This is a genomic window from Clostridium sp. UBA4395, from assembly GCF_002390995.1.
Taxonomy (GTDB): domain Bacteria; phylum Bacillota; class Clostridia; order Clostridiales; family Clostridiaceae; genus Clostridium_J; species Clostridium_J sulfidigenes.
Map to the genome: position 1 here is coordinate 1 of NZ_DGRF01000074.1, position 11,359 is coordinate 11,359.

General features: G+C 30.2%; 9 protein-coding genes. 2 read left to right on the top strand and 7 right to left on the bottom strand.

Annotated features, from left to right (window positions below):
* Nucleotides 1-619 precede the first annotated feature (619 nt).
* Both B2694_RS13285 and B2694_RS13290 read left to right on the top strand, forming a co-directional pair.
* A complete protein-coding gene (locus B2694_RS13285) occupies nucleotides 620-1,189 on the top strand; it encodes a LemA family protein (protein ID WP_346886155.1) in 570 nt (189 codons plus the stop codon).
* Between the two features lie 2 nt (nucleotides 1,190-1,191).
* Nucleotides 1,192-1,989, top strand: coding sequence for a TPM domain-containing protein (locus B2694_RS13290; protein WP_346886204.1), 798 nt, complete (start codon nucleotides 1,192-1,194; stop codon nucleotides 1,987-1,989).
* A 70-nt stretch (nucleotides 1,990-2,059) separates the two neighbouring features.
* Here the strand turns inward: B2694_RS13290 and B2694_RS13295 are convergent, their stop codons facing one another.
* From B2694_RS13295 to B2694_RS13325, 7 genes are all read right to left on the bottom strand, one after another.
* On the bottom strand, nucleotides 2,060-2,920 hold the full coding sequence (locus B2694_RS13295) for an undecaprenyl-diphosphate phosphatase (protein ID WP_346886156.1): 861 nt from the start codon (nucleotides 2,918-2,920) through the stop codon (nucleotides 2,060-2,062).
* A 193-nt stretch (nucleotides 2,921-3,113) separates the two neighbouring features.
* On the bottom strand, nucleotides 3,114-3,509 hold the full coding sequence (locus tag B2694_RS13300; protein ID WP_346886157.1) for a PqqD family peptide modification chaperone: 396 nt from the start codon (nucleotides 3,507-3,509) through the stop codon (nucleotides 3,114-3,116).
* A 180-nt stretch (nucleotides 3,510-3,689) separates the two neighbouring features.
* Nucleotides 3,690-5,621, bottom strand: coding sequence for an OPT family oligopeptide transporter (locus B2694_RS13305; protein ID WP_346886158.1), 1,932 nt, complete (start codon nucleotides 5,619-5,621; stop codon nucleotides 3,690-3,692).
* Between the two features lie 215 nt (nucleotides 5,622-5,836).
* The gene (locus tag B2694_RS13310) at nucleotides 5,837-7,279 is read right to left on the bottom strand and encodes an aminoacyl-histidine dipeptidase (RefSeq protein ID WP_346886159.1); all 1,443 of its coding nucleotides are present in this window, start codon (nucleotides 7,277-7,279) and stop codon (nucleotides 5,837-5,839) included.
* A 474-nt stretch (nucleotides 7,280-7,753) separates the two neighbouring features.
* Nucleotides 7,754-8,956: a sodium/glutamate symporter gene (gene gltS, locus B2694_RS13315; RefSeq protein WP_346886160.1), complete on the bottom strand. Its 1,203-nt coding sequence runs from the start codon at nucleotides 8,954-8,956 to the stop codon at nucleotides 7,754-7,756.
* 59 nt (nucleotides 8,957-9,015) lie between these two features.
* The gene (locus tag B2694_RS13320) at nucleotides 9,016-10,350 is read right to left on the bottom strand and encodes a hypothetical protein (protein ID WP_346886161.1); all 1,335 of its coding nucleotides are present in this window, start codon (nucleotides 10,348-10,350) and stop codon (nucleotides 9,016-9,018) included.
* A 137-nt stretch (nucleotides 10,351-10,487) separates the two neighbouring features.
* The gene (locus tag B2694_RS13325; RefSeq protein ID WP_346886162.1) at nucleotides 10,488-11,273 is read right to left on the bottom strand and encodes an EFR1 family ferrodoxin; all 786 of its coding nucleotides are present in this window, start codon (nucleotides 11,271-11,273) and stop codon (nucleotides 10,488-10,490) included.
* Nucleotides 11,274-11,359 lie beyond the last annotated feature (86 nt).

Sequence of the window (11,359 nt, forward strand, 5' to 3'; positions counted from 1 at the left end):
GTGAAAGTGCACTATTATAGTATTAAATTTATATATTATTGCTTTATGCTACTTATTTAATTAAAAAACTTTATTCAATTTATACACCTAATTTTTAATCACATTAATTTCCTTCTAAAATTATTTATAATCTAATCATAATTTTGTCACACAGATGTCACAATATACCCTTATTATAAGTATCAACAGGAGATAATAAATATTTCGTAAGTAATTCCCCCAAGATTATATAAGAGATAATTAATTTCCTAATATTTAAAGCAAATAAGTTAACCCCTGGAATAAGTATCTCCACTTTTAATATTACTTTTTAGTAATATTAAAAGTGGAACCCCTAAGTGTTAAGTAAAAAGTACTTCATAAATAATCCCCCGATTATAAGTGAAGCTAAAAATTAACCCCTCAAATAAGAAAACCCTGTGTAAATCACAGGATTTTCTTATTTACATTGATTTTGTAAATTTTCTTGATTATAATGAATATAATGTAAAGCAATGGTTTTAATTTATCACTCATTAATTTATGTTTCTAATTAATCTTGTTAATAATAAGATTAATTTATATATAATATGTGAAATTAAAACATATACTAATTTAAAGATTGAAAGGAGAATAAATTATGAAAAAAGGTATGAAGGTTTTCCTTCCTATAATAATTATTGTGATTATTATTGCTGTATTTTTAGTTGGAAATTACAATAATCTTGTATCTCTTAAACAAGGAGTTAGTGCAGCGGAATCAAATATTGATACTCAGCTTCAAAGAAGATCAGATTTAATCCCTAACCTAGTTAATACAGTAAAAGGATACGCAACTCAAGAAAAGGAAATATTTACGGAAATAGCTGACGCTAGAGCTAAACTTGCAGGAGCTACAAATATCTCTGACCAAGCAGCTGCAGATACTGAGCTATCTAATGCTCTTTCTAGATTGTTAGTAGTAGTTGAAAATTATCCTGACTTAAAATCAAATCAAAATTTCTTAGATTTATCAGTGCAATTAGAAGGAACAGAAAATAGAATTGCAATAGCTAGACAAGATTATAACAATGTGGTAACAAATTATAATACTAAAATCTTAAGATTTCCTACCAACATAATTGCTTCACTATTTGGATTTGACGAAAAACCATTTTATAAGGCAAGTGCAGGTGCTACAGAGGTTCCTTCCGTAGACTTTTCTAATTAATGATGAAGAGTAAACCTAAATTTTTAAAACACTGTATTTCTTTACTTGTTGTTATTCTGTTATCTTTTTCTTTTAGTGCATTAGCAGAGGATACTTATCCTAATCCAACTATATATAAATATCTAAATGATTATGTTGGTATTATAGATAGTGAAGATGCCAATAAAATTGTTTCTCTAGGTAAGGAGCTTGAGGATAAAACAGGTGCTCAAGCTGTAGTTGTTGTAATGAACACCCTAAACAATACTCCAATTGAAGATTATAGCAATAGTCTCTTTAGAACCTGGGGAATAGGTGAAAAAGGCAAAGACAATGGCCTTTTAATTCTTGTAGCCATAGATGATAGGCAATGGAGAGTAGAGGTAGGAAGAGGTCTTGAAGGTGCTATACCTGATGCACTTTCAAGTAGAGTTATGACTTCCATTGCAAAACCAAGTTTTAAAAATGGAAATTATAGTGAAGGAATTCTAAATAGTTATAGTGTTTTATGTGATTATGCTAGTGAAGAATACGGTGTCACCTTAGATAAGTCTTTGAATGTGACAATGCCTAGTGAAGAAGATTATGATGATAATGATGGTTTTAATATATTTATATTTATAGCTATCATCATCTTTGTATTTATAGATTCCATATTCAATAGGGGTAGATTACTACGAATGTTATTTTGGACTAGTAGAGGTGGAAGAGGTCCTAGAGGTGGCGGTGGCTTCGGCGGCGGTGGTTCTTCCGGTGGAGGCGGCTTTGGCGGCTTCGGTGGTGGTTCTTCCGGTGGCGGTGGATCATCTGGTAGTTGGTAGTTATAAAAAAGAGAACAAGTTCATTTTTACAATGAATTTGTTCTCTTTTTTATTAAAGTTATCATTTAATTTAAGCTACTAAAGTAATAACCTTTGTAAATACTAGCACAGCAAGTAGTACTCCTACTGCTACTCTGTATATAGCAAATACTCTCATAGGCTTTTTCTTTAAGAAAGTAACAAATTTGTCCATAACTATTATTGATACAACAAAGGCAACAATAAACCCAACTATTAATGAAACCCATAAGGTTGGAGTCATAATAGAATAGTTAAACTCAAATAAATCTTTAGCTGATGATCCTACCATTGCAGGTACTGCTAAGAAAAATGAGAATTCTGCTGCTACTGGAGTTGAGAGCCCTGCAACCCAACCTCCCATTATGGTAGATGCACTTCTTGACATTCCTGGCCATACAGCAAGAACTTGGAATATCCCTACCTTTAATGCTTGCATAGGTGTTATATCATCTATGTTTTTAACAGCTTTGTTTTTTCTTTTTCTAAAGAAGTTTTCCACTATAAGTAGTAAAAATCCTCCTACTAATAATCCAACAATTACTGATTGAAGATTAAATAAACTTTTAATTTGCTTATAAAAAATTACTCCTACTATTCCCATTGGAATACATCCAATCAATACATTAATTCCAAATTTAAATCCAGTTTGACCCTTCTTACCCAATGTGAATATGAATTTAAAAAATTCTATTACACTATCCTTAATCTTATTCCAATATAATACCACTACTGCAAGTATGGCCCCTAGTTGAATAACTACCTGAAACATATCAGCAAAATCACCACGGAAGTTAATAGCATTACCAACTAATATCATATGTCCTGTAGATGAAACTGGAATAAACTCTGTTAATCCTTCTACTATTGCAATAATTATTGCCTTTAATATAAATATCAAATCTAAACCCACTAATTTTCACTCCTTGCTACTTGTACCCATTTTTGACATACATATAGTTTACCTTACATGTATAAATAGAACAAGAGGATAACCTTACATATATCTTTCAATGATGTAATGTTGTCCTCTCTAATACCTATAACCCTTGTATTTACATAGGTCTTGTAATTTTAAATTTTATGTTAATTAAATGTTATGTATATTAAATTTGAACTTCTTTATCATATTCTTTAAACTTTATCCATCCTCTTTTAGATATGTATTTTAAATAAGTTACTAATCTATATAGTTCTCCATCTACATTTTCTTTATAAGTTTCTGCCATAAGTTTTGCAATATCATAAACGGTTCTATTTCCATCTATATACTTCCATACTGTAGAACATCTCTCATCTAGTTCTAATTTAGTTTCAGGAGTTCTTTTAACCATCCAAGCTAGAAACTTTTTAACTGGATCAGTAACTTTTATATGTATAACAACTTTACCATCTTTTTCTTCCCAATTTTCTTGTTTAATTTCAGGTACATAAAGGGCAAAATTATGCTTTGTATCTTGAGCTTGTTTTTCTATTTCTTCTTGTGTTTTCTTATTCTTCATGCAAAATTCCTCCTAACTTTTTATAACTATTAAATATAAGATATTCTTTAATTCAATTTATTATACTTTATTATATACTTTAAGTATTACCATATATTAAAATCGCTTGTCCACAGATAGACTTTACCTGTGGCAAAGCGATTTTAAATTATTTTATAATTTGCTATTTAACAGTTATAACTATTTAACGGCTTTGTCTTTTTTACAAGAGAACATGTAAATCCATAATCCTAGTAATAAGAACATTACGCAAGCAAATAGATTGCTTTGAGTTATTCCTGTTAAGAAATTCTTACCGAATGATATATTTACATTAGCAGCTACTAATCCAGCTACTACTATACCCATCAATGCATCTCCAGCAACTAAGCCTGATGCAAGAAGAGTTCCTTTTTCAACAACTTCTCCTCTTCTATCTTGATCCTTAGCGAATTTTCTTTCAACGATTTCTCTGATTATTCCACCAACTAAGATAGCAGCATTTAAAGTTATTGGAAGGTATATACCTAGAGCTACTGGTAATACTGCTATTCCTGCCAACTCACAGAATAATGCAATTGCAGCACCAATTATTATTAGTGTCCATGGCAATTGAGCTGTCATAATACCTTCAACTATCATTTTCATAAGTGTAGCTTGAGGCGCTGCTACATCTGCAGAACCTATTCCATAAGCAGTATTTAACATGTTAATTACAAGCGCTGCAAAAACTCCTGCTACTGAAAGTGCAATAAACATTCCTATTTGAACCTTTTTAGGAGTACCACCTATAATAAATGTAGTTTTTAAACTTTGTGCTGCTCCACCAGCTACTGCTATAGCAACACAAACAACTCCACCTATTAATACAGCTTTAGTCATATACTCTTGGCTTACTCCACCAGTTAATTTAATTACAGTAGTTACAAATAACATTGTAGCTATAGTCATACCTGAAACTGGGTTGTTTGATGCTCCAATTATACCAACCATTCTAGCTGAAACAACAGCAAAGAAGAAGCTGAATAAAACTGCCATGATTCCACCTACAAATCCACCATTAATCATTGGTAACAACCAAGTTAATGCGAATCCAAAAGCAGCTGCTAGAATAACCCAAGTAAGAGGTGCTTCTAAATCAATTCTACTTACTTTGTCATTTTTACCTGCACCTATTCCACCCATAGCTTGTTTAAAACTTGTGATAATAGTAGGAATAGATTTAGCAAGAGAAATAAATCCTCCCATTGCAACAGCTCCAGCACCTATATATTTAATATAGTTAGCCCAGATTTCGTTAGCACTCATTTCAGCTATAATTTTAGTAGCTGGGAATAAAGGTTCTGCTAGTCCAACTCCTAAGAATTTAATTAATGGTATAAGTGCAAACCAAGCTATAACAGAACCACCAAACATAAGTAATGATGCTCTAGTACCAACTATAAATCCAACACCAAGAAGTGATGCTAAAGTGTCAAATCCCATCATTGTACCTTGATAACTTTTAATAACATAAGTAGCTTGCTCTCCCCAAAGTGCAAATCCACCTGAGAAAAGTTTATATCCAGCTCCTACTCCAAGACCAGTCATGACTGTTTTGAATCCTTGTCCACCTTCACTACCAGTTACAAGAACTTCAGCTGCAGCCATACCTTCTGGATAGACTAAATTTCCGTGTTCTTCCACGATTAAGTATCTTCTAAGGGGTGTAATGAAAAATACTCCCATAACTCCACCAATTATTGTAACAATAACAACAGTTAGAATACTTAATTTTAATCCCCAAAGAATTAACGCTGGCAAAATAAATATAATTCCCCCGGCAATGGATTCTCCCATAGCAGCTAAAGATGCTACCATGTTCGCTTCTAGAATGTTGTTTCTTCTAAACATTCCTTTTAATACTCCAGTTGCAATAATAGCACCAGGAATACCAGCTGATATTGTCATACCAACTTTCAAACCAAGATATGTGTTAGCTGCTGCAAAAACGCATGCTAAAATAATACCTAAAATAATTGAATAACCTGTTGTTTCCGGCATTGCCATTGATGTTGGAATAAAAGGAACATATTCTTCACCTTTGCATCCACCATAAGCACTTTGAGATAATTTTCTTTTCTCTTGGCTCATAAATTTTTCTCCTCCTTTGTACTCTTTAATAAAGCACCCTAAAAAAGCCACTAATTACTATGTTTTAAAGTTTAATTTATTTGCAAGCTTTATCTTTATCTTTAATTAGTAATATTGATAAAAATATAAACACATTAACTAGTACTCTTTAGGATGCCTAAATCAAATTGTTTATTTTTATATTAAATATCTAAAGTAAAATTTACCTTAGGTATTTATTTAATATTTTCTAATAGTGCTTTTATAAAATTCCATACTCTTTCAACAGATGATATACTCATATGTTCATTTGGAGTGTGTACATCAAATAAATTTGGTCCAAAGCTAATCATATCTACATCTGGCATTTTTTCTTTTAAAAGTCCACATTCAAGTCCTGCATGGATAGCATCTATTTTTGGTTCTTCACCAGTAACATTTTTATAAGTTTCTATACATAAATCTCTTATTGGTGAGTTTGGTTCATATTGCCATTCTGGATAATCAGAATCATTAACAACCTCAGCACCAACTAATTTTGCTACAACATCTATTCTATCTGTAATTGCATTTTTTAATGTTTTTACAGAGCTTCTCACAGCAGAAACAAAGGTAACTTTTTCTTCACTAAATTCTATGACTCCTAAGTTAAGGCTACTTTCTACTAAACCTTTAATATCTTCACTCATAGTTTGAATTCCATTTGGAGCAACTATTAAATAAGAACTAATTTTTTCAGTTACTTCTTTAGTTAATTGTCTATTGGCTTCAGCATTATCAACAATTACAGTTACATCTGGGTCTTGTATTCTTAATTCAGTTTTAAAAATTTCTAATGAGTTATTAGCTATCTCTCTAACTTTTTCTACATCTTTAGTAGCTACTGTAATTGTAGCTTCTGCTTCACGTGGAATTGCATTGTTTTTAGCTCCTCCACTTATATGAGAAATATTAAAATCTACCTCTTTTGATATGTCATTTAATAATCTTCCCATAAGTTTATTAGCGTTTCCTCTTTGTTTTATTATTTCCATACCAGAGTGTCCGCCTTTTAAGCCTTTAACTTCTAGTTTTAAAGCCTCATTAGAAGCATCTTCCCATTGATTGTTTATATTTACATAGTTAGTAACTCCACCAGCACAACTTACAAGGAATATTCCTTCTTCTTCTGAATCAATATTTAATAGTATTTTTCCATCAAGCTTTTTAGGATCTACTGCTATTGCTCCATACATACCTGTTTCTTCACCAGTTGTAACAAATAATTCTATAGCAGGGTGTTTTAACTCTTTTGAATCTAAAATAGCTAATCCATAAGCTACTGCTATTCCATTATCTGCTCCTAGTGTTGTTCCATTAGCATAAAGATAGTCTCCATCGATTCTAAGCTCTAGTGGATCTATTTCAAAATCATGTACCTTATCCTTGTTCTTTTCACAAACCATGTCCATATGACCTTGGATTGTTACTACTGGTGCATTTTCATATCCTTGAGTAGCAGGTTTTTTAATGATTACGTTTAACTCATCATCTTGTATTACTACAAATCCTCTTTCCTTACCAAAGTTAGCCAAATAATCACTGATAACCTTTTCATTACCTGAACCATGAGGTATTTTAGTTAATTCTTCAAAATATCCTAGAACCTTTTCTGGATTTAATCCTTTTAATATAGACATAAAAATCCCTCCATTTTTTGTATTTATTTTATAACTAATATGTACTTTTTATATCTTCCAACATTTTATTACGTTTTTCGACTTGCAAATTTATATTAATTTTATACTTATAAATTTATAAAGTCAACATATATAAAATAATTATTTTTGAAATATTACCTATAACCCATTTAATAATTCATTTAAATTTTTTATATTTTATATAATTAAAAAAATATTTATAAAAATAGTATTATTTATTATTTCTTAAAATATAATTCTATATAATACCTATGTTAATAGAAAGAATTTATGCTACCTTTTTATAACAACTTTTTCTATTCTCATAATTATTATATCTTTTATGAATTAATTTCATACATTTTAACCTAAGAAAAGCAACATACTATTTACATTTTAATAGTCTATTGCTTTTTCTTTTATATTCTAATATTTTAATGTGTCGTTGTTCTATGATTACCTAAATTAATGGTTTTAATCAATTATATTTATAAATAGTGTAATAATTGCGGAATTTACGAAATCTATGAATAAGCATCCTACAATTGGTACTACAAAATATGGGGTAGGTGCAAATCCAAACTTATTTGAAAGTGCATCCATATTAGCTACAGCATTAGGTGTAGCTCCCATTCCAAATCCACAGTTTGCAGATGCAAAAACCGCAGCTTCATAATCTCTACCCATAATTCTAAAGGTTATGAAATAAGCAAATACACCTATAAGAATTGTTTGTGCTATTAGCATAACAACCATAGGAACTGCTAAATCTAGAAGTTCCCATAACTTTAATCCCATAAGAGCCATAGATAAAAAGAAGGATAAGCTGATACCTCCAAGATTTTCAATTTCTTTTTCTACTAACTCAATATTTGTGGCATCACAGATATTTCTTATAATTGCAGCTACAAGCATGGCCCCAATATAAGATGGAAAAGTCAACCCAATTCCTTGAATAAAATTAGATATTATAGATCCTATTCCCATTGCTATAAAAATCCAAGATGCTCCTGACATTAATCTTTTATGACATAGTATATCTTGATTGTCTTCATTAAAATCTCCTAGTGGCATACAGGCATTATCATCATCCTCCTTCATAGGAGTATTAAGCTTATGGCGTATAATTAATGTTCTAGCAACCAATCCTCCAATTATACTTCCCATAACGAGACCAAAAGTCGCAGAAGCAAAGGATACAGTTGTAGCACCTGCAATTCCCATTTCTTCTAAAATAGGTCCAAATGACCCCGCTGTACCATGTCCCCCTATCATAGGAATAGAGCCTGTACAAATTCCTAACAAGGGTTCTAAATTAAACAAGGTTGCTAAAGCAACTCCAACTGTATTTTGTAGAATTACTAAAAGTAGTGATAAAATTAAGAATGTTACTACTTTTATACCACCTTTTTTTAATATTCTAATACTAGCCGTAAATCCAACGCTAGTGAAAAATGCAGTCATAAAAATATTTTGTAGAGTTGTATCTAAATTAATAGTTATAAATCCTGTCAGCCTAAATATAAGCATAAGTATTGCAAAAATAAGACCTCCTACAACTGGTGCAGGTATGCAATACTTTTCTAATATAGATATTTTTTCTTTTAAATATTTTCCAAAATAAAAAACCATAGAAGCTAATGCCATTGTTTGAAATATGTCTAATGTCAATTCCATAAATTTATCTTTCCTCTCATCATATGTGTATCTTAGTGCGTAAGTATTAAATTTTTAAATCATTGAGTTATCTCCATATTATGAAACCCCTTCTTCATATCGTAATGTCCATAATACCAAAAATACTCGTTTATACTTGCACTATCATCCAAGTGTAAAATGTTATCAATAATAACTTGTTCCTTCCCATCCCTATTTCCCTTAATTAAAGAAAATTTATTTTCTTTATTTTTTCTTATAAATACAAATTCACTATCATCATTAATATAGTTAGGATAAAAATCCCATCCTACAGATGAGTTAGTCAATTTAGTAATTCCATTATTTTCTAAGTTTACTTCATATATATGTTGATTGTTGGAATTTTCCCATTGCTGAAGATTTTCACTATAAGTTGAGGCTGAATATATTATCTTTCTCCCATCACTAGAATAACTTGGAGTCATAGCTACTTCTCCATCCTTAGTGATTTTTTTAAAACTTTCATCTTCTAAATTTAAGATTCCTAAAGTTTTATCTACATTCATAAACCTATATGCACCATTTATAATAGCCACTAAATTATCATCTATTGGTGATACAGACATCATATCCTCATAAGTTAAAACTATAATCTCTTCATTAAGTACTTCTCTACACTTGTTACTTTCATCATTATAAACTCCTATGGGCACTCCATCTGCTGTCATTGATGCAGAATTAGGTCTACACCATACAATTAAATTAACTCCATTAATAGAGATGGTAGCCATCTTGGTATCCAACCCTAAATCATGATTTTGGGAACTTATAGGTATATATGGTATCACTACTTTTTCTTTTTTAGTTAATAAATCTAACTTAACTATTCCTAGAGGAAAAGGATAATTATCTGAATTAACTTTTTTCATAATATTCTTTGTTGCAAATAAAGAGTTATCTTTTCCTAATAAAATTTGTGTATAAAACTCTTTCCCTGCAGTGAAAATTTCTTTAGTTTTATCTTTAACTCCAAATATATATACTCCACCTGTGGACTTAGAATAAATTAAATTTCCATCTTTATCCCATTGATATGCAGTAATACTATCATCTACATTAATAGTATTTTCTACTTTTTTACAAAAATCTATTTTTGTTACATACAAGTTATTCTTAATATCCCTATAGGCTACATAACCATTTTCACTTATATTTGGCTCTCTATAAGCCCCCTTGTTAAGCATTATTTTCTCTGAAGGGTTATTTATATTCACTGCCCAAATACCATCATCTTTTATAACTACTGCTACCTCAATTTTATTATCTTCTTTTCTATGTGCTAAAGCATAACTTCTATCCTTAGCAAAAGCTATATCATATAATATAAAATTGAAAATAAGTAATACAAAAATAACTCTAAATAAATTTTTCATGGATGAACTCCCCTTTTAAATTTCGTACTATTATTATTTTTTTTATTAAAAAATATATACATGTTTTAAAAAGTAAAGTCACAGTACTAAATAGAGTCTTTAAAAGTTCACTGAGCTATATATAGGATTATTGCCAGTTATATTTTCATTTCACCTACAGCAATTTTAGGGTTTTTATATTTCTTTTTATTAATTGTATATTTTCCATATTGGATGGCTTCCTTAGGACAATAACTTATACACGCTAAGCATTGACAGCAGTTATCTCCCCATTTAGGAACTTTATCAACTTTAATGCATTTAGTATTGCATACCTGTTCACAAAGTTTACATCCTATACAATCATCTGTAACATAAAACTTTTTAGTATTTATAGCTAACTTATTGAATATAGGATTAGCTATAGCTGTCATAACCTTAGGCATTGGTCCTGTTTCAACTTTAAATACATCCCTAACTTTATCACCTATAAGATTATTTACTTCTCCAATGGTCTCCAAAGCCTTAGACATCTTACTATTCACAATATCATCTTCATCTGCTCTTCCAAGGATAATATAATTATTAGGCATAACAATTGAAAATCCACTATTTAACTTTAACCCCTTAGCTCCTAGCTTTTTCTCTAGTATTTTCATGTTATTTCCTATGTTCTCGCCACAGGTTACTACTGCTGATAAATAATTGTTCTTATAGTTATTTAATTTTAATTTACTAATGAATTTAACTACTGGTGCTGGCGGTGCCCAAGCATAGATAGGATAAACAAATATTATCTTTTCTCCTGGTTTTAAGTCATATTCATAAAAATCTTTATCTTGTTTCATTTCCTTTGAAATTGCAATTAATTCTTCCCCTTGGTTACTGGATAAATTTTTTGCTACGTATAAAGAATTTCCTGTGCCTGAAAAATAAAATATCATGAATAAACCCTCCATATATATTTTTTTGCTATTGTTTTAATATACCATATAGATATATATTTATGAAATAGTCTTTTTAAAAATAT

Excerpts from the sequence above, each read along its gene's own strand:
- B2694_RS13285 (WP_346886155.1), top strand. The coding sequence starts at position 620 with ATGAAAAAAGGTATGAAGGTTTTCCTTCCTATAATAATTATTGTGATT.
- B2694_RS13290 (WP_346886204.1), top strand. The coding sequence starts at position 1,192 with ATGAAGAGTAAACCTAAATTTTTAAAACACTGTATTTCTTTACTTGTT.
- B2694_RS13300 (WP_346886157.1), bottom strand. The coding sequence starts at position 3,509 with ATGAAGAATAAGAAAACACAAGAAGAAATAGAAAAACAAGCTCAAGAT.
- B2694_RS13305 (WP_346886158.1), bottom strand. The coding sequence starts at position 5,621 with ATGAGCCAAGAGAAAAGAAAATTATCTCAAAGTGCTTATGGTGGATGC.
- B2694_RS13310 (WP_346886159.1), bottom strand. The coding sequence starts at position 7,279 with ATGTCTATATTAAAAGGATTAAATCCAGAAAAGGTTCTAGGATATTTT.
- gltS (WP_346886160.1), bottom strand. The coding sequence starts at position 8,956 with ATGGAATTGACATTAGACATATTTCAAACAATGGCATTAGCTTCTATG.
- B2694_RS13320 (WP_346886161.1), bottom strand. The coding sequence starts at position 10,350 with ATGAAAAATTTATTTAGAGTTATTTTTGTATTACTTATTTTCAATTTT.
- B2694_RS13325 (WP_346886162.1), bottom strand. The coding sequence starts at position 11,273 with ATGATATTTTATTTTTCAGGCACAGGAAATTCTTTATACGTAGCAAAA.